Source organism: Streptomyces xingningensis (genome assembly GCF_054957865.1).
Map to the genome: position 1 here is coordinate 14,115 of NZ_JBDJPF010000006.1, position 18,316 is coordinate 32,430.

The 18,316-nt window shown below is 69.5% G+C and carries 19 protein-coding genes; 14 read left to right on the plus strand and 5 right to left on the minus strand.

Annotated features, from left to right (window positions below):
* Window positions 1-63: 63 nt before the first annotated feature.
* Complete coding sequence (locus tag ABCR83_RS04945; protein ID WP_462693537.1) at window positions 64-1,518, minus strand: MFS transporter; 1,455 nt, start codon at window positions 1,516-1,518, stop codon at window positions 64-66.
* A gap of 120 nt (window positions 1,519-1,638) precedes the next feature.
* Between ABCR83_RS04945 and ABCR83_RS04950 the strand changes: the two genes are divergently transcribed.
* Together ABCR83_RS04950 and ABCR83_RS04955 are read left to right on the plus strand one after the other, a co-directional pair.
* Window positions 1,639-2,475: a helix-turn-helix transcriptional regulator gene (locus ABCR83_RS04950; RefSeq protein WP_462693538.1), complete on the plus strand. Its 837-nt coding sequence runs from the start codon at window positions 1,639-1,641 to the stop codon at window positions 2,473-2,475.
* Between the two features lie 146 nt (window positions 2,476-2,621).
* Window positions 2,622-3,293: an HAD-IA family hydrolase gene (locus ABCR83_RS04955; RefSeq protein ID WP_462693539.1), complete on the plus strand. Its 672-nt coding sequence runs from the start codon at window positions 2,622-2,624 to the stop codon at window positions 3,291-3,293.
* Here the strand turns inward: ABCR83_RS04955 and ABCR83_RS04960 are convergent.
* Both ABCR83_RS04960 and ABCR83_RS04965 read right to left on the minus strand, forming a co-directional pair.
* A complete protein-coding gene (locus ABCR83_RS04960) occupies window positions 3,272-3,853 on the minus strand; it encodes a TMEM165/GDT1 family protein (protein WP_462693540.1) in 582 nt (193 codons plus the stop codon). The genes ABCR83_RS04955 and ABCR83_RS04960 overlap by 22 nt on opposite strands.
* Before the next feature lie 178 nt (window positions 3,854-4,031).
* Complete coding sequence (locus ABCR83_RS04965; protein ID WP_462693541.1) at window positions 4,032-4,856, minus strand: ABC transporter permease; 825 nt, start codon at window positions 4,854-4,856, stop codon at window positions 4,032-4,034.
* Between the two features lie 159 nt (window positions 4,857-5,015).
* Between ABCR83_RS04965 and ABCR83_RS04970 the strand changes: the two genes are divergently transcribed.
* Window positions 5,016-5,501 (plus strand): DoxX family protein, encoded by a 486-nt coding sequence (locus ABCR83_RS04970; RefSeq protein ID WP_462693542.1) that lies wholly within the window; start codon window positions 5,016-5,018, stop codon window positions 5,499-5,501.
* 203 nt (window positions 5,502-5,704) lie between these two features.
* A complete protein-coding gene (locus ABCR83_RS04975) occupies window positions 5,705-6,337 on the plus strand; it encodes a DedA family protein (RefSeq protein WP_462693543.1) in 633 nt (210 codons plus the stop codon).
* A 72-nt stretch (window positions 6,338-6,409) separates the two neighbouring features.
* On the opposite strand, the gene snpA is transcribed toward ABCR83_RS04975, so the two are convergent.
* Window positions 6,410-7,090, minus strand: coding sequence for a snapalysin (snpA, locus tag ABCR83_RS04980; RefSeq protein ID WP_462693544.1), 681 nt, complete (start codon window positions 7,088-7,090; stop codon window positions 6,410-6,412).
* Between the two features lie 216 nt (window positions 7,091-7,306).
* On the opposite strand from snpA, the gene ABCR83_RS04985 reads away from it, so the two are divergent.
* The 8 genes from ABCR83_RS04985 to ABCR83_RS05020 all read left to right on the plus strand — a co-directional run bounded on the left by ABCR83_RS04985 (window position 7,307) and on the right by ABCR83_RS05020 (window position 16,503).
* Window positions 7,307-8,311 carry a LysR family transcriptional regulator gene (locus tag ABCR83_RS04985; protein ID WP_462693545.1) on the plus strand — a complete coding sequence of 335 codons (1,005 nt, stop codon included), beginning with the start codon at window positions 7,307-7,309 and terminating at the stop codon, window positions 8,309-8,311.
* Between the two features lie 60 nt (window positions 8,312-8,371).
* Window positions 8,372-9,511, plus strand: a complete 1,140-nt coding sequence (locus ABCR83_RS04990; protein WP_462693546.1) for a Fic family protein — start codon at window positions 8,372-8,374, stop codon at window positions 9,509-9,511.
* An 881-nt stretch (window positions 9,512-10,392) separates the two neighbouring features.
* Window positions 10,393-11,418, plus strand: coding sequence for a hypothetical protein (locus ABCR83_RS04995; RefSeq protein WP_462693547.1), 1,026 nt, complete (start codon window positions 10,393-10,395; stop codon window positions 11,416-11,418).
* A 105-nt stretch (window positions 11,419-11,523) separates the two neighbouring features.
* A complete protein-coding gene (locus ABCR83_RS05000; protein ID WP_462693548.1) occupies window positions 11,524-13,053 on the plus strand; it encodes an amino acid permease in 1,530 nt (509 codons plus the stop codon).
* A gap of 50 nt (window positions 13,054-13,103) precedes the next feature.
* Complete coding sequence (locus ABCR83_RS05005; RefSeq protein ID WP_462693549.1) at window positions 13,104-13,904, plus strand: GNAT family N-acetyltransferase; 801 nt, start codon at window positions 13,104-13,106, stop codon at window positions 13,902-13,904.
* 279 nt (window positions 13,905-14,183) lie between these two features.
* Window positions 14,184-14,450 carry a cupredoxin domain-containing protein gene (locus ABCR83_RS05010; RefSeq protein ID WP_462693550.1) on the plus strand — a complete coding sequence of 89 codons (267 nt, stop codon included), beginning with the start codon at window positions 14,184-14,186 and terminating at the stop codon, window positions 14,448-14,450.
* A 149-nt stretch (window positions 14,451-14,599) separates the two neighbouring features.
* Entirely contained in the window at window positions 14,600-15,514 is a 915-nt protein-coding gene (locus tag ABCR83_RS05015; protein ID WP_462693551.1) for an ABC transporter ATP-binding protein, read from the plus strand.
* Window positions 15,511-16,503 carry an ABC transporter permease subunit gene (locus ABCR83_RS05020; RefSeq protein ID WP_462693552.1) on the plus strand — a complete coding sequence of 331 codons (993 nt, stop codon included), beginning with the start codon at window positions 15,511-15,513 and terminating at the stop codon, window positions 16,501-16,503. Before ABCR83_RS05015 ends, ABCR83_RS05020 begins: the two co-directional genes overlap by 4 nt.
* A gap of 8 nt (window positions 16,504-16,511) precedes the next feature.
* On the opposite strand, the gene ABCR83_RS05025 is transcribed toward ABCR83_RS05020, so the two are convergent.
* Entirely contained in the window at window positions 16,512-16,934 is a 423-nt protein-coding gene (locus tag ABCR83_RS05025) for a GntR family transcriptional regulator (protein ID WP_462693553.1), read from the minus strand.
* A 77-nt stretch (window positions 16,935-17,011) separates the two neighbouring features.
* On the opposite strand from ABCR83_RS05025, the gene ABCR83_RS05030 reads away from it, so the two are divergent.
* Entirely contained in the window at window positions 17,012-17,665 is a 654-nt protein-coding gene (locus ABCR83_RS05030) for a rhomboid-like protein (RefSeq protein ID WP_462693554.1), read from the plus strand.
* Window positions 17,666-18,226: 561 nt separating this feature from the next.
* Window positions 18,227-18,316 carry a K(+)-transporting ATPase subunit F gene (gene kdpF, locus ABCR83_RS05035; protein WP_462693555.1) on the plus strand — a complete coding sequence of 30 codons (90 nt, stop codon included), beginning with the start codon at window positions 18,227-18,229 and terminating at the stop codon, window positions 18,314-18,316.

Genomic DNA, 18,316 nt, shown 5'->3' on the forward strand with positions numbered 1-18,316 from the left:
TGGCTTCGACGTCACTGCGACTACGACACCACACGGGTCTGACATCGGGCCCCCGGACAGCCATCACCCCTGCTCCGCCGCCTTCTCCGGCTGCAATGGCAGCAACGGCAGCAGCACCGAAATCGCCACGCACAGCGCCAGATGGAACCCCAACGCGGCCATCAGCGCATGCCCGTACGCACCCGCATCCCCCGGCCGCGCCCCGCCCAGCGAGCCGTAGTAGAGCACACCCACCACCGCCACACCCACCGCACCGCCAATCTGCTGCCCCGTGGACAACACCCCGGAGGCCATGCCGACTTCGGCCGGGGTGACCCGCGAGAGCACCGCGTTCACCAACGGGGTGACCAACAGCCCGTTGCCCACCCCGATCAGGGCGAAGGACGGGGCCAGGTCCCAGGCCGACAACTCGCTCCCGGCATAAGCGATCACGGCGATCGCGACCGCGTAGCCGAGCCCCGCGACCAGCGCGCCCCACTGCAACACCCGCCGCCCGTACCGGCCGAGCCGCCCGGCCGCGAGGCTGGCCGCGAAGAAGGCGACGGCGAAGGGGATGTAGATCAGGCCCGCGCCGAGGGTGTCCAGGCCGAGACCGTCCTGCACGGTGAGGGAGAGCACCAGGAAGAAGGAGTTGATGCCGAAGTAGGTGAGCAGGACCAGGGTCATGCCCACCGCGAACGGGCGCTCGCGCAGCAGGCGCAGGCGTACCAGGGGCGCGCCGCCGCGCGCTTCCACGCGCCGTTCGACCAGACCGAAGCAGATCAGTGCGAGCGCGGATCCGGCCAGGCTCAGCCAGGTCCACAGGGGCCAGCCGGTCTCGCGGCCCTCGACCAGGGGGACGACGAGCAGGAAGAGGGCGACGGTCAGGACGGCGGCGCCCGGCAGGTCCAGGCGCCGGGCGCCGGGGGCGCGGGACTCGGGGACGAAGGCGGCGGCCAGGGCCAGGGTGATCAGGCCGACGGGGACGTTGACCCAGAAGATCGGCCGCCAGGAGGTGCCGAAGAGGTCGGCGGAGACGAGCACGCCGCCGAGCAGCTGGCCGACGACGCCCGCCATTCCGATGACCGCGCCGAGCACCCCGAAGGCCCGGGCGCGCTGCCGGGCCGGTACCAGGACCTGGATCACGGAGAAGACCTGGGGGAACATCGTGGCCGAGCCGAGGCCCTGCACCAGCCGCGCGGCGATCAGGCTGCCCGCGCCGGGCGCGGCGGCGCAGGCCACGGAGGCGAGGGTGAACAGGCCCATGCCGGTGAGGAACATCCGCTTGCGGCCGAGCAGGTCGCCGAGGCGGGCGCTGGTGATCAGCGCGATGGCGTAGGCGAGTTGGTAGCCCGCCAGGATGAGCTGGACGTCGGCGTCGGAGGCGTGCAGGTCCTGCTGGATGGCGGGGGTCGCGACGAGCACGATGAAGGTGTCCAGCACGGCCATGAACACGCCGACCAGGACGATGGACAAGGCCCGCCAGGGAGAAGCAACGGGGGCCACGGGGGCGGCCGCCGGTCGTATCCGAGTAGTCATGGGATGAGGTTCCGCCGGGCGGCCGGGGCGATACAGAGGGAAATTATGCTGGTGGCGGGGGTACCCCCATAGCGGTACGCCCCATAGCGGTACGCCCCATAAAGGATCGCAAGGAGTGCAGTGGCTGATCGAGAACACCGGCAGGCCCTCGCGGAGTTCCTCCGCTCGCGCCGGGAGCGGCTGACTCCGCGCGATGTCGGGATCCCGGCCGGTCCGCGTCGCCGTACGCCGGGGCTGCGCCGCGAGGAGGTCGCCCAGCTCTCCGGGGTCAGTGTCACCTGGTACACCTGGCTGGAGCAGGCGCGGGACATCGGGGTCAGCCGTCAGGTGCTGGGCAGTCTGGCGCGGGTGCTGCTGTTGTCCCCGGCCGAGGCGCGGCATCTGTTCGCGCTGGCCGGTGAGGCCTTGCCGGAGCAGCCGCCGGAGGGGGTCCGGGAGCCGGGGCCGGCGCTGCAGCGGCTGGTGGACGCGCTCGATCCGCACCCGGCGTATCTGGTGGCGCCCAACTGGGATCTGGTGGCGTGGAATCGTGCCGAGTGCGGGTTGATCGGTGATCCGACGCGCTGGGCGGCGGCCGAGCGGAATCTGATCCGGCGGGTGTTCCTCGATCCGGAGCTGCGTGCGCTGCTGGTCGACTGGCCGGGGCAGGCCCGGGCGCTGCTGGAGCAGTACCGCGCGGGGGCGGGCCGGCACGTCGGCGATCCGGACTTCGAGCGGCTGACCGCCGGACTGTGCGAGGCGAGTGCGGAGTTCCGGGCCTGGTGGGATACCCACGATGTGGCGGACTTCCGCCCGGTGCGGCGGGAGTTCGCGCATCCGCGGCTGGGGCGGCTGGTCTTCGACTACGTCAAGCTGGCGGCCGTGGACGAGCCGGGGCTCAGCTTGATCGCGTGTATGCCGGCGGACGAGGAGACCGCGCGCAGGCTGCCGGAGCTGAGTGCGCTGGGGGGTGGCTGATGGAGCCCCGCTCCTTCTCCCGCGGAGATCCATCGGCCACCCCCCAGGCGCGGCCCGGGCGGCGTGACCGCTTGGCGTGGGCAGGAGTGTTTTGTATCGTGGAGAAACAAAACAGCCTTCCCCGCCCCTCGACCACGGGAGTACCCATGACCGACATCGCCTGCCAGGCCGTACTCCTCGACATGGACGGCACGATCGTCAACTCCGACGCCGTGGTGGAGCGCTGCTGGCGCCGTTGGGCCGGGGAGCAGGGGCTGGACGCGGGCGAGGTGCTGAAGGTCGTCCACGGCCGCCAGGGCTACGCCACCATGGCCCTGCTGCTGCCCGACCGCCCGATGGAGCTCAACCACGCCGACAACCGGCAGATGCTCGAGGCGGAGACCGCCGATGTCGACGGTGTGGTGCCGGTGACCGGCGCCCCCGCCTTCATGGCAGCGCTCGAGGGGCTCCCGCACGCCCTGGTGACCTCGGCGGACGGCAAGCTGGCCGAGGCCCGGATGGGCGCCGCCGGGCTGCCGATGCCTCCGGCCCTGATCACCGCGGAGTGCGTCAGCGCCAGCAAGCCGGACCCGGAGGGCTTCCTCAAGGGCGCGGCCGAGCTGGGCTTCGCCCCTGGGGACTGTGTGGTCTTCGAGGACTCCGAGGCGGGCATCGCGGCGGGCAAGGCCGCCGGGATGCGGGTGGTCGGCGTCGGCCCGCGCGCCGCGGCCCACGCCCCGCATGCGCACATCATGGACCTGGCCCAGGTGCGGGTGGCGCGGGGTGCGGACGGCGGCCTGGTGCTGCGCGTCATGCCTCAGCCGACCGCCGCCTCGTAGAGGCTGAAGCCCGCCAGCGCGAGCATCACCAGCGCCGCGACCTTGGTGATCAGCGCCAGCGGTACGTGCTTCATCAGCGTCCGGCCGCCCACGATGCCCAGGCCCGCCACCGCCCACAGGCCCAGCGTCGCGCCGACGCCGACCGCGACCGGGTCGTTGTAGCGGGCGGCCAGGTTGGCGGTCATGATCTGGGTGAGATCGCCGAACTCGGCGACCAGGATCAGCATGAATCCCGCCCCGGACACCTTCCAGAAGGACTGGTCGGCGGGCTTCCTGAGCTCCTCGTCGGCCTCGTCCCGTGTCAGGAGCAGCATCGCGGCGCCCGCCAGGAAGGCGGCGCCGACGATCGCCTGCAGCAGCCGGTGCGGCAGCAGGGTCAGCAGGCTGCCCGCCGCGATGGCGAGTGCCACATGCACGGCGAAGGCGGCGGCCACCCCGGCGAAGACATACGAGGCGCGGTAACGCGTGCCGAGCATCAGGGACGCGAGCGCCGTCTTGTCCGGCAGTTCGGCCAAGAAGATCACGCCGAAGACCAGGGCGGCGACGGTGAAGCTGAACACGGGATTCCTCTGTCGGTGGGGCTGCCACACCGGAGAGTCCCGCATCGATCAGGGGTCGCTTCGGCACGGCAGCGTCATGGACACTGCGGCCGAAGGTCTCGCTGACCCGTGGTGACCACGGGCCTCCGGGCGCCGGCTGAGGCTGGGCTCAGCAGTATGTCGACGGTCCGGCGAAGAGCTACTCCCCTTCTGCTCCGTTCAGGGTACGCGACCACCGGCGCCGCCGGGACGGGCCGGGGCGGCGGTGCAAGCGGCCGCGGGCGACCAGCTCCAGGGCCACGGCCACCGCCACCACCTGCACGGCCATCAGCGCCACCAGGACAAACAGCTGCACCGCGCCCGCCTGCACCGGTGACGCCCCGCCCAGCAGCATGCCGACGAACGCCCCCGGCAGGGTGACCAAACCCACGGTCCGGGTCTGGTCCAGTCCCGGCAGCAGGGCGTCGGCGGCCGCCGGGCGGGCGATCTCCAGTCGGGCGTCCCGGTCCGGCAGCCCCAGCGCCAGGCCCGCCTCCACCTCGCCATGGCGCAGCTCCAGCTCGTCGAGCGCGCGCCGCCCGGCGAGGACCGTGGCGGTCAGTCCGCCGCCGATGAGGATCCCGGTGACCGGGATCAGCGCGATGCCCTTGACCGGCACCAGCCCGGTCAGCAGCAGTACGGCCACCACCGGCGCGACCCCCGCGCCGATCGGCAGCGCCGTCCACCGCCAGGTGCGGTTGCCGGTGATCCGGCGCCCGGCGGTGCGTACCGCCACCGCGAACATCAGCAGGACGAAGCAGAGCAGCAGCGGCAGTTGGCGCACCACCCAGCCGATCAGTACCGAGACCGCCGCCAGCTGCACCGCCGCGCGCAGTCCGGCGAGCGCGATCGCCCGGGCGTGGCCGCGGTCCTGCCGGTCGGCGAGGTGGGCGAGTCCCGCGACCGTCACGGCCGCGGTCAGCAGCAGCGCGAGCACCACGCCGAGGGTGACATTGACGGGCAGCAGGGTTGCGGCGGCGAGCACGCCGCACACCCTAGTGCCGCGTCAGCCCGCCCCGGCGTCGCGCTCCGTGACCGGAACATTTCAAAGAAGGAAAATTCGAGAACTTGAACTTGCAAGCACCCTAAGGCGTACCTAACCTGGGGGCTCTCGTTTCCGTCCCCGACACGAGGAGCACCAGGAATGCCCCCCACACCCCCCACCGCCACCGCACCCCCGGCGGCGACCGCTCTCCCCACCGCGGCGACCGCCCCGCTCACCGAGCGGCTGGACGCGGCCCGGCCGTACGTCCTCTCCGGCTTCCGCGTCGTCGTCGGCCTGCTCTTCGCCTGCCACGGCGCGGCCTCGCTCTTCGGCGTCCTGGGCGGCGCTCCCGGGGGCGGCGGCACGGTCGCGACGGGCGCCTGGCCGTACTGGTACGCCGCCGTCATCCAACTGGTCGGCGGCACCCTGGTACTGCTCGGCCTGGGCACCCGCACCGCGGCGCTGATCTCCTCGGGCTCCATGGCCTACGCGTACTTCGACATGCACCAGAGCAACGCCCTGTGGCCGATCCAGAACGGCGGTGAGGCATCCGCGATGTTCTGCTGGGCCCTCCTGCTGCTCGTCTTCACCGGGCCCGGCACGCTCACCCTGGACCGGGCCCTCTCCCGGTCGCGGCAGTCCTGACCGGCCCTCAACAGCGGTTGTCCGGCGGCGGTCCGAGACTCTCGGGCCGCCGCCGGCGCCTGCGCCAGGGCCGTGATGCGAAGTTCGTCACGTGCCCCATTCATCTGCCTCAGTAGTCCCACGCGTACTGTGTACGGTTGTGAAGGCCGCTCCTGCCGCTCCCTGCGACATCGCGGCGGGGGACCGTATCAGGAGATCAGGACGTGCTGGAGCAACTGGGGGCGTTGGCCAACACGCCATGGATATACGTCATCGTCGGACTGTCCGTGCTCCTCGACGTCTTCCTGCCGGTACTGCCGAGCGGTGTGCTGGTGATCACCGCCGCGACCGCGGCCGCCGGTTCCGCGGTGGGCAGCGTCGGGCATGAGCGCCCGCACGTCTCCCAGATGTTCGCCCTCATCGTCTGTGCCGCGACGGCCTCCGTGGCCGGCGACCTGGTCGCCTATCGCCTGGCCTGGCGCGGCGGCGACCGCTTCGACCGGGCGATCGCCCGCTCCCGCCGGCTGACCGCGGCCCAGGAGAAGCTCGGTACCGCGCTGCTGCGCGGCGGCGGCGCACTGGTCGTGGTGGCCCGCTTCGCGCCCGCCGGGCGCTCGGTGGTCAGCCTCGGCGCGGGGGTGATGCACCGCCGGATCAAGGACTTCCTGCCCTGGTCCGCGCTGGCCGGGCTGACCTGGGCGACCTACAGCGTGAGCCTGGGCTACTTCGGCGGCAAATGGCTCGGAGCGACCTGGGTCGGCACTGCGGTCTCCGTCCTCGCGCTCTTCCTCGCCGGAGCGGGTGCGGCCTTCCTCATACGGCGCCCGCACGAGACCGACGCGGCTCAGCCGCACTGACCACACGCGCTCACGGCGCCAGTATGCGCAACGGCCCGGTCCCCCTCGGGACCGGGCCGTCCGTCTGCCCGCTCAGTGGACCTTGGTCAGGGCACCCTTCTTGTCGAAGGCGCTCAGCCCGTTCGCCCAGAGCTGGTTGACCCTGGCCCGCTCATTGGCGTCCGGGTAGGGGTTGGTGCAGGACGGGCCGGGGCCGCCACCGGACATCAGCTCGCTGCACGGACCCTGGTAGTGGTCCGGCAGGCCGAGGATGTGGCCGGTCTCGTGCGCGGCGACCCGGGTGGAGTTGTACTCCTGGTTCTGCTGGTAGTCGAGGAAGACATACCCGTGGCCGTGCCCGTCGGTGCTGGCGTAGGAGCCGTTGGGGTCGTCGCCCTCCTGGTAGCTGAAGTCGGCGCCGCCGCTGCCCGCTTGCAGCCGGACGTTGCGGACGGAGCTGTTCCAGATCTGTGCGGCGCTGGCTATCTCATTGGCGAAGGTGGGCGCCTGGCTGGCGTCATAGGTGACCGTGACGGTGGCCAGCCCGGGTGATGCCTTCTGCTTGGCCAGCGCGGACTTCATGACGGCCGCGAAGAAGGCCTGGTTGTTGGCCTGCTCGGCCTTTGAGCCGAGGTATGCCGCTCTGGTCTGCTGCGTCGAACCCTGGTGGGCGGCCGGCGCCGCGGACACGGGTGCCGCGGTCATGGTGGCCGCCAGACCGAGGCCGATGGTGGCCGTGATTACCATGGTGGAGCGCTTCATTGAGCGACTCATGGAGTGATTCATGTGGGGGACTCCATTCGCGCGGAGAACCCCGTGCCGCACGGGTGGGACGGCGGCCCGGGATTCGCCGAGAACTTTCGGTCCCGCAGAGTGTCTGACGCTTATCGGCGGTGCGGATGATGCCAATTGGCGATAGCACCGACCAATCGCCCATCGCCCTCGGATATTTGCCCGAGATGTGTCTGGTGTGGCCAACGAGGCACGGTTATGCTCCGGCCCGTGGAGCTTGAGGTCAGGCATCTGCGCGCACTGTGCGCCATCGCCGACACCGGCAGCGTCCGAAAGGCCGCAGTACGGCTGGGCATGACCCAGCCCTCGCTCACCACTCAGCTCCGGCGTATCGAATCGGCCATCGGCGGGCTCCTCTTCACCCGCGGCCAGACCGGCAGCCGCCCCACCCCGCTCGGCCAGTCCGTGCTGTCCAGGGCCCGGCCCATCGTGGCCGAAATGACCGCCTTGGTAACGGCCGCCCGCGACGCGGCAGTCGGCGTGGGCGCCTTACGGCTGCGCATCGGCAGCATCGGCAGCCGGGCGGTTGCGGGGTGGCTGCTGCGCATCCACAAGCGGCTGCCGGACACGGACACCACGATCCACATCGACGTCTCCTCGGCCACCCTGCTCCAGCTGCTGTCCACCAACCAGTTGGACATCGCGCTGATTCACGAGCCCGCGGCCTTCCCACTGCACATTCCGGAGGGCTTCACCCGGCGCGTCCTGATTCCCTGCGAGCCCCGGTTCATCGCCCTGTCCGCCACCCACCCGGCAGCGGCCCGCCCGGTGATAAGGCTCTCCGAACTCGCCGACGACGCCTGGATCGTGGACCCCACCGCGGACCACGAGTGCGCTGCACTCCGCCACGCCTTCACCCTGGCCGGCCTCGACCCCCGCGTCCTCAACGTCCGCGACCAGGCCACCGCCACCGACCTGGTCGCCTCCGCCGAAGCGGTCCACCCCTGCCAGCCCACCACCGACCCCGCCCCGGGCACCGTCATCCGCCCCCTGCACGGCGACCCGCTGACCGGCTGCCTCTCCCTCACGGCAAGACCCGGCGCCCTGGCGGGAGCCGAACTCGAGGGCCTGTTCGGCGACCTCAGGGACGCGTACATGGAGCTGGCGGACGGCAATGAGACATACCGGGGGTGGCTGGAGGGGCGCAGGATGGGGCTGCTGGAGGGGTACGGGGCCAGGGGCGGGGCGGTGGGGGTCCGCTGAGCGCGGGGCACAGCGGAAGCCCCTCGCGAGCAAATGATAGACCCTTGGTATCATTGAATCATGCTGTACAGAACGCCCCGCCTCGACTCCTCCGACCATCAGGTCCTGGAGCAGGTCAACACCATGCGCGACCAGCTGTGCCATGCGGTGCAGCAGGTTCCGATGAAGTGGACGCTCGACCTGCGCAAGGCGTTGACGGCGAGCGCCATCGCGGCGTCCAACACGATCGAGGGCTACCGGGTCGATGCCAAGGATGTCGCCGACCTGATGGACGGCGAGCGTGAAGTCGATGCCAGTGACGAGAACAAGGCGGAGACCCTCGCCTACCAGCAGGCCATGACCTACATCCAGTCCCTTCACGATGTCGCCGACTTCCGGTACGGCAAGGAACTGCTCAACAGCCTGCACTGGATGCTCCAGGGCCACCATCACCCACTCAAGACCGCGGGCCAATGGCGCAAGACGTCCATTCGCATCACCGCTCCCGGCGATGAATTCGCGACCGACTACGAGGGGCCGGACCAGGCGCTGGTGCCCGGCCTCATGAGTGAGCTCGTCGACTGGCTCAACGAGGGCGATCTCGATCACCACGTCCTGATCCGCGCCGCGATGGCACACCTCAACCTGGTAAAGATCCATCCCTGGTCCGACGGCAACGGCCGCATGTCCCGCTCGCTCCAGACTCTTGTGATCGCCCGGGACGGAGTCCTCGCCCCCGAGTTCTCCTCGATCGAGGACTGGCTGGGAATGCCGGGCAACACCTGGGAGTACTACAAGGCGCTCCGCGAAGTCGGCGGCCCCGTCTGGTCACCCGAGCGCGACACACTGCCGTGGATCAAGTTCAACCTCCTCGCCTACCACCAGCAGGCCCAGCGGGTGCAGCGCCGTGTCGACCGGTCCAACGAGTGCTGGATCCGGCTGATGACACTGGCCGAGGCGGGCGGGGTCACCGAACGGCAGGTGACGGCCCTGCACGAAGTGGCAATGACGGGCCGGGCGCGGCGCTCCCGCTATGAGAAGGCCGAGGCAATCAACACCCAGCAGGCGACCCGGGACATGCAGGCCCTGACCAAGGCCGGACTGCTTACCGCGGTGGGACAGACCAAGGGCCGCCACTACGTGGCCGGACCCCGGTTCCCCGAGGACGTACTGGAAACCGCCCGGCGTCACCACACCATCGTCAACCCATACGCCGCTTAGCACGAAGGTCCGTCCCGCACCCCAGTCGCCGCCCGCCGTCATGACGGGCGTGGCGGCGCCGGTCCATTGAGCCGGCCCGGGTCGCCGCCACTCGCCCGGGACGCACCTCGGAAATCACCGCCTGCCGCCACGACCGACTCACCGCTCACCTCCGCGCGGCCGGTCTCGGCTCCATCGCCGATCTGGGCTTCGTCGGCCTCGACGACAGCGGTCCGGACGCCGGCCCGGCAGTGATCACCGGCTATAAGGCCACCCGCGGCCAGCCCCTGACGTGAGGTCAGAAACTGTCCGACAAGGCGCTGGTCGCGGTGCGGGCGCGTCGATCAGCACCGCTTCTCCGCCCTGCTCAGGCGACGTTCGCCCGGACCGCGCCGTGCGGCAGCACAGCCCGGCGCGGCAACCGAACGGCGGGCACGGCAGGACATAGCTCCCAACTACGTTGGATATCAAGGTGCTTCGCTTCGTCGTACGTATGCTGCACTGCTACGGTGCCCCAACATTGTCAGCGGCTGTCAGGCGGCAGCCGCTGACTCGGCATCCGTGTGCCCGTTCTCCCCCCTAAATGCCCTGCCCTTGCCTCGCATTGGAGCGTTGATGCCCTTCTCAGGCGGTCTGTCTCAGTCCCAGAGCGCCGTAGCGTTGAGCTCGTCCGTCCCGTCCGCTGCGGGCCTTCGCCGGCCGCGGTGCGGGACGCCGCAGTTTCGGGCACCCGGAGCTTGCGGCAGTCTGGTGTGGCGCTGTCTCGCAGGCGGCTACGAAGCCCGCGTCGGCGGCCGGTTCGTTCCTCCTCCTGCCACGCCCCGACGGCCGGCCGATCGTGCCATGCCGCGCCCGGTGTCTGCCGTCCAGCCGGCTCTGCTGCCGACGGGGGGTGTCCGCTGATGGCGGGCTACCACCCGGCCGGCCGTGACACCGCTCTCTACGCGGCGGTGCAGGACGTGAAGGCCGGGCACTGGATGCAGATGCGGCAGGTGCTGGCCCAGACGGAGACCTGGCGGGAGTGGACCGCTCGCACGCAGGTGCTGGGCGTAGCGGCTGCCCGGCGCAACGTGGTCGAGCTGTGGTTGCAGGAAGAGCCGCAGAGCGTCGCTGCTCGGGTGATGTACGCCAGGGTGACCACCGAGCGGGCACTGGACGCCCATCGCAGCAGAGCGTCGGCGAAGGACTCGCGGCGGGTTCAGCAACTGGATGAGCTGGCGGACAGGGCCCGGCAGGCATGCCGCAGGGCGGATGAGCTGAACCCCGGGGACCCGGTGGCCCCTATCTGCTTGCTGGCCCTGGCCGAAACGGATACGGCCGGACGCTTTCCGGAGCATCGTGTGGCCCCTCCGCCGCCGGATTTCCTGCTCCCCCACGGGCCATGGGGACTGCTGGAAGCCGCGCACCGGCGGGATGAGTTCAACCGCGAGGCATGGCACCGCATGCTCCGAGTGCTCCAGGTCGGCCCGGGATCGGCGTATCTCAGCCAGCGGGCGGTCGCAATGGATTTCGCCCGCTGGTCAGTCTCCAAGGCGCCGCTCGGCTCGCCGCTGCTTCTCCTGCCTCTCTACGCCCATGTGGAGGGGTACCGGGCTCGGCGGAGCAGTGGTGACGTCATGCTGAGCCTGTGGTGGGTCAATGAACCCATCACTCCGGCTATCACCAAGGCTTTCGAGGACTGGTTCTGCCGTTGCGACCCGGCGGCCGGTTCCGCAACCGATCTGAACTATCTGGCCCATGCGCTGGCGGCGGGCGGTTTCCTGGAGGAGGCGGCTGCCGTATTCCAGGCCATCGGCGACTTCGCCACCCCGGCCCCGTGGCAGTACATCACGCACGACCCGGACCGGTGGTGGGAGGAGTTCGAGGCGACCCGCAGCGCCTGCCTGCGGCGGCTCAAGCCACCGCCCGATGCGGGAAGGCGCCCGTGAATACCCGTTGGCTCTGCGGGCGGGCGCCGCCGTGTCCCGCTGACGTCCCAGCAGTCACCCTGTCCCTCCTTTCCCTTTCTGCTCTTTTCTGTGCGGAGATTCTCGATGCGTACATCAGCACATGCACGATGGCAGCGGTCCGAGCCACTGGACGACGACGAGCGCATACTCAAGGAGCTGGGCTATACCCAGCAACTGCACCGGCGGATGGGCGCCTTCGGTAACTTCTCCGCTTCCCTGTCGGTCATCTCCATCATGTCCGGGACGCTGCTGCTCTTCGGCTACGGCCTGAACAGCGGTGGGCCCGCGGTGGTGGTGTGGGGGTGGCTCGCCGTGGGGCCGCTGGTGCTGTGCCTGGCCGCGGCGCTGGCCGAGATCACCTCCCGCTATCCCACCAGCGGTGGCCTGTACTACATGGCCCGCCAGCTCGGCGGTGAGCGGTGGAGCTGGTACACCGGCTGGCTCAACCTTCTGGGGCTGCTCGGCGGGATCGCGGCCCAGGACTACGGCATCGCGACCTTCACCGGCGCCTGGGCGAACATGCAGTGGGGCTATGTGCCGACACCGAAGTCCCTGCTGGTCATGTACGCGGTCATCCTCGCGCTGCACGCGGTCCTGAATCTCTTCGGCACCCGGCTGATGAACATCCTGACCTCCCTGAGCGCGTGGTGGCACCTGGCCGGGGCCGTCGTCATCATCGGCGCCCTGACTCTCGTCCCCTCTCACCACCAGTCGACCGGCTTCGTGTTCTCCGAGTTCACCAACAACACCGGCTGGTCGAGCGCCGTGTACGTGGTCCTGCTCGGCATGCTGCTGCCGTGCTTCGCCCTGGCCGGCTACGACACCTCGGCCCACCTGAGCGAGGAGACCAGCGGTGCTTCCGTGGCCGCGGCGCGCGGGATCATCCGCTCGGTGACGGTGTCCTGGATCGCCGGCGGCATCCTGCTGGTCGCCTTCCTGTTCGCCATCCAGGACTACGCCGGGACGCTGGGCAGCGAGACCGGGGTTCCGGTGGCGCAGATCTTCCTGGACGGTCTGGGAGTGGCGACGGCGAAGGCGTTGCTGCTGGTGATCATCGTGGCGCAGTTCCTGTGCGGCTACACCATCACCGCCTCCGCCAGCCGCATGATCTACGCCTTCGCCCGGGACGGCGCCCTGCCCGGCTCGGCGCGCTGGCAGAAGGTCAGCCGCCGTACGGCCGTCCCGGGCAACGCCGTCTGGCTCGCCCTCGGTGTGGCCTTCGTGCTTGCCCTGCCGTCCCTGTATTCCGCCGAGGCGTTCTCGGCGGTGACCGCGATCTCCGTCGTGGGTTTCACCCCGGCCTACGCCATCCCGGTGCTGCTGCGACTGCGCCACCCGGACCGGTTCACCCCCGGGCCCTGGCACCTGGGCCGCTGGAGCCGGCCGATCGGCTGGGTGGCGGTGCTCTGGGCGGCCGGGGTGACCGTGCTGTTCCTGCTGCCGCAAACCAGCCCGGTCACCACCAAGAGCTTCAACTACACGCCCGTCGCCTTGCTGGTGGCCCTCGTCATGGCCGCCGTGTGGTGGCGGTTCGGACGCCGTTCCTACGGTGTGCCCCACTCCAGCACGGCGAACGCCCACGACCAGATCGAAGAGGCCGAGAACATCATCTGATGACACCAGAACCGCATATCGCAAGCAGCACAACACGTCAGGGAGGCACCGTGACCGTTCCCGCGGAGTCCATCGAATCGGTACAGCAACTCACCACGGTCTGGCGGAGCTTGGTGCTCGACCGCGACGCGGACGCGGACGTGCGCGACCTTCCGGGCATCGCTGTTCGCTGGGCCGACAGCCGGTTCGGGTTCTGGAACTGCATCACCTTGACCGAGACGGGAGCGGGAGCAGAGCTCGTCAGGCACCGTCTGGGCCAAGCGGTGGGCATCATGCGGACGAAGAAGCACCCGGGCTTCTTGTGGCTCTTCGAAGACCTCCTCGACAACGAGGCCCGCCCCGCTTTGGAGGCGACAGCCGAGCAGGCCGGCCTCCAGTACGCCTTCCCCGGTACGGGCATGGCCGGCGACCTGCTCCCCATCCCCGAGCCGTCCCACCCCGACCTGACGTTCGCCCGAGTCAGCACCGACGAGCAGTTGCAGGCCTACGCCGACCTCCAATCACGCGCATACGGGCTCCCCTTGGAGGAGGGCCGCGACGGCCTGCTCGGATCCGCGCTCTGGAAGAACGAGGTCTACGCCTACCTGGCCATGCGAGGCGGCGAACCGGTGGCGTGCGCCGCCACGGTCGAAGCACAAGGCCGCCTGTTCGTCTGCTACGTCGCCACGGACCCGCGGTGGCAGCGCAAGGGCTATGGCGAGGCGGTCACGCGCAAGGCGCTCCACGAAGGTGCGCGGGCCACCGGGCTGACCCGCGCCACACTGCACGCCACCGCCGCCGGAGCCCCCGTGTACCCGCGCATCGGGTTCGAGCCGAACACACGAATCCACTTCTACACCCTGAAAGGCTGATCCGGTGAGGCAGCTCCCGTCAGACCGGGCATGCGACTGACGAGAGCTGCCTCCGCCAACTCCTCCTCATTTGTGCCGGAGTACGGGTTCAACGGCCAGTGAATTCGCCGCACGCACACCCCCGTTGAGGTAACCCACCAGCGCCCCACCAGCGCACTGGCGCCTACCCGCACTAGCCCAACCGAGTGACCGCACGGTTGGAGCGCGGAAGCGAGGGCATGCCCTCCGAAATCAAATTGAGCTTCGAACTCCGCTCAGCAGACGGAGGAGGCACCGCTCATGCCACAGCAGCAGGTTGTGTCGATCAAGAATCTCGCCTTTGACCCGCAGACGTTGACCATCCAGGTCGGTGACACCGTCACCTGGACCAACAACGAAACGGACGGCACCGACCACACCACCACCTCGGACACGGCCAACCTCTGGGATTCGGGCCTGCTCCAGCCCGGCCAGAGCTTCAGCCACACGTTCCCGGACCCCGGAACCTTCACCTACCACTGCACCGTGCACACGTTTATGACGGGCAGCATCGTGGTCCACCCGTAGAGCGTCAACACCTCGCCAAAACCATCCCAAGTCCGACCACTTGGGCTCGGCAAGGCTTGTAAGCGGCACCCGGCCGCCCTACAGTCTTTATCTATGCAACTAGATAAGCAGGTAAGGGATGCCGAGGTTCCACTCTCGGGGGCGGCCGGGTGAACGTCATAGAGAGCTCACAGCTCGCCAAGCGTTACGGCCGCCGCTGGGCCCTGCAGGACTGCACCCTCGCCGTCCCGGCCGGGCGGGTGGTCGCCCTGGTCGGCCCGAACGGATCGGGCAAGACCACCCTGTTGCACCTGGCCGTCGGCCTGATGAACCAGACCGGCGGCACGGTGACGGTGCTGGGCGGCAGCGCACCGGGGTCACAGGAGGCACTGGACCGGATCGGCTTCATGGCCCAGAGCACCGCGCTCTACCAGAACCTGTCCGTCGAGGACGCCCTGCGCGTGGGGCGGAATCTCAACCGTCGCTGGGACGAGGAGCTGGCCCGCGAGCGGCTGCGCGAGCGTGACATTCCGCTCGACCGCAAGGTCGGCAAACTGTCCGGTGGCCAGCAGTCCCAGGTTGCGCTGGCCCTGGTGCTGGCCAAACGCCCGGATCTCCTCATCCTGGACGAGCCGTTGGCCGCGCTGGACCCACTGGCCCGGCATGACTTCATGTCGGCCCTGATGGCGGCGGTGGCCGCCGAAGGACTGTCGGTGATCTTCTCCTCGCATGTGGTCGCCGAGCTGGAGAATGTCTGCGACCATCTGATCGTGCTGTCGGCAGGCCGTCTTCAAGTGGCCGGTGAGGTCGATGACTTGCTGGGCGGACACCGCCTGCTCACCGGGCCCGCCGATGGAGCGGGCGCGGTGGCCGCCGCCCTGCCGGTGGTGCGCGAGCAGCGGGCCGCCGCGCAGGCGCAGCTGTTGGTGCGCTCCGGCGACGACCACGCCCCGCCTCCCGGCTGGCAGTCACATCCCGTCGGCCTGGAGGAGCTCGTACTGGCCTATCTGCGCGAACCGTCGGCGAGCGCCCTGCCGGGGCCCCGGCCGGTCGTCACCACCGGTGCAAGGGGGGCGCGGGCATGACCACCGCGACGACGGCCCTCGACAAGAGGCCGCTCCGGCTGCCCAGGGGCGCCATGGTGTGGGTCACCTGGCGCCAACACCGGTCCGCCCTGCTGCTGTTGACCGGCGTGTTTGTGGCGATTGGCATCGCCCTGCTGATCAGCGGCTCGAAATTCCACTCCGATTACCACACGCACCTCGCCGCATGCCGGCAGTTCGCCACCGGCGAATGCGGCCAATACGCCGGTGACCTCGTCGGCTCCATGGACGGCTGGCAATACGCCGTCTTCCTGCTGACTTTCGCGCCCGGCCTGATCGGTGCCTTCCTCGGAGCCCCGCTGCTGGCCCGCGAATTCGAGACCGGGTCCTACCGCTACACCTGGACCCAAGGGGTGGGCAGGACCCGGTGGGTCGCCTCCAAGATGCTTCTGCTGGCCCTGGTCGTCGTGGTGGTGACGGGAGCGTTCACCGCACTGTTCCACTGGTGGGACGCGCCCGCGGCCGCCCTGCAGTCGCGGATGCGTCCGAATCAGTTCTACGAGGTCGACGGGCTGGTCTTTGTCGCCCGCACGCTGGCCGCGTTCAGCGCCGGGGTGTTCCTGGGCGCGGTGCTCCGCCGTACCGTGCCCGCCATGGCGGCGACTCTCGCCGTCCATATCACGCTGTGGTACGTGACCGTGTACGAGATACGACGGCATCTGATGACACCGGTGGTACAGCGCTATAGGTTTCTGGGCCCTGGCAACGGCTGGCGGCTGGACAAGTGGCTGGTGGATCCGCAGGGGCACCGGATGAGCCTCGATCAGTGGGAAAAGCAGTACAACCAAGCGCTCCACAGTGGGGCCAACATGGCGACTTGGGAAAAAGCCCATCCCTATACGGTCTGGGCCCACTATCAACCGGGCAGCCACTTCTGGTCGTTCCAGGCCATCGAAGGGGGCGGCACCCTGGCACTGGCACTGGTCTTCGCCGCCGCCGCGCTCTGGTGGGTACGCCATCGAACGGCCTGAGTGCCCGGTCAGGCAACACCCCGGGACCTGCGCTGCTGCAGGGTGCTGTTGATCAGGGCGGCAACGGCGTCATCGTCCAGCCCGGCGTCGGCGGCATCGCGCAGCCACCGTTCCAGCCTCTTGCGCAGCGCGGTCTGCTCACGCAGGCCGACGCTGCCGAGCGCGGCCTCGACAAAGGTGCCCTGGCCGGGCCGGCCCACTGCCAGGCCCTTGTGCTCGAGCTCCCGGTAGGCCTTCAGCACGGTGTTCGGGTTGATCGCGAGTGCGGCCACCACCTCCTTGACCTTCGGCAGCCGGTCGCCGATCCGCAGGTGTCCCAGGCGCAGCGCCTGTTCCACCTGCTGCACAAGCTGGAGGTAGGGCGGAACGCCGGACTTGGCGTCCAGCCGGAAGACGATGGGGGACTCGTCGGCGTTCTTATCCATCTGCATAGCTAAATAGTCTGGCTGCTTCCGCAGCACGAAGGCAAGTCACCTTCCTTGCCTGGCGGTTGACCACCGGAGGGTTCGTGCCCGTAGTCCTGCTTCTGCTCAGGCGGTACCCCCTGCCCGTCCTCTTCACCGGGCTGGTCTTCACCGTGTCCGTTCCGGTCCGCCGGCTGCTGGGTGCGCCGGAGTGGGCGGCGCTGACCGACTGGGCTTCGACGGATCTGGTGAATCTCCGGGAGCATCCGCTTGAGGCGCTCGCCGTCTCGGCACTGCTCTGCAGTCATCTCCTGGTGTGGCTGGGGCCGGCCGCGCTGGCGTTGACCCTGCTGACCGTCCGGCTGGGCAGCTCGCGGGCGGCCTGCCTGGTCGGTCTCGCCCATGCCGTGGGAACGCTGGTGAGCGAGGGAATGGTAGGGGTGAGGATCCTTGCCGGTCAGCTGCCTGCCTCGCTGACGAGAGTCCAGGACGTGGGCCCGTCGTATGTGATCGTCTCGGCGCTCACGGCGGTGGTGCTGGCCGGGGCCCGGCGTTGGCACCGTACGGTCTGTGCCGGTGTGCTGGTCCTGCTGTCGCCGCTGATAGTGACGGGCCTCGGCCGACTCGATGTGACCGCAGTCGGCCACCTGGTCGCGATGGTCACGACGGCGCTCGCCCTGCGCATGGATCCGTTCCGGGAGAGCGGCGGCGCCTTGTCCGACTTGCGCCGTCCGGCCGGGTGGTCACGGTCGTCATGACGGGACGTCAATGCCTTGCCGCCGGCGTCAAGGTCAAGGGCCGGTCCAAGAACGCCGGAAACACAGCCGATGACCGAAGCGTGCGGAAACGGTGAATCAGAAAAACTTCACCGAAAACTGAACGGTGGATTGCCGACCGCACCCAAAACCGGCCCGGAACCGGCCGGTAGCCGGAATGTCAGCCATCTCGCGTGTCCCCCGGCCTCCTCCCCCGCACCCCCACTAGCATGCCCCGATGGCGAGAGACCAGAACAAGCCATCGAACGCAATAAAAGCCCCGTCAATTTGACGGGAAAAAATATCAGGAGCGCGCTAAGGGGGCTCGCCACCGGCGGTGCCCAGCGCTTCGCTACGGATGGCTCATTCAAGCCCGTAGCACCGCGTACCGCCTGCAGCCGACGCCCCCACAGACCCCACACACCACGTCGGGCAGGCGCTCGCATTCCTCCCACATCTCATGAAACACGGGGTGTTATCGCCCATGGCGGATCTCGCATTCATCGGCATCACCGTTCTCGTCTTCGCGGTTCTGCTCCTGGTCGTCAAGGGGGTCGAGCGGCTGTGAGCGTGGAGAACATCGTCGGTCTCGTCGTGTCCGTGTGCCTGGTGGTCTACCTGGTGCTCTGCCTGCTCTTCCCCGAGAGGATCTGA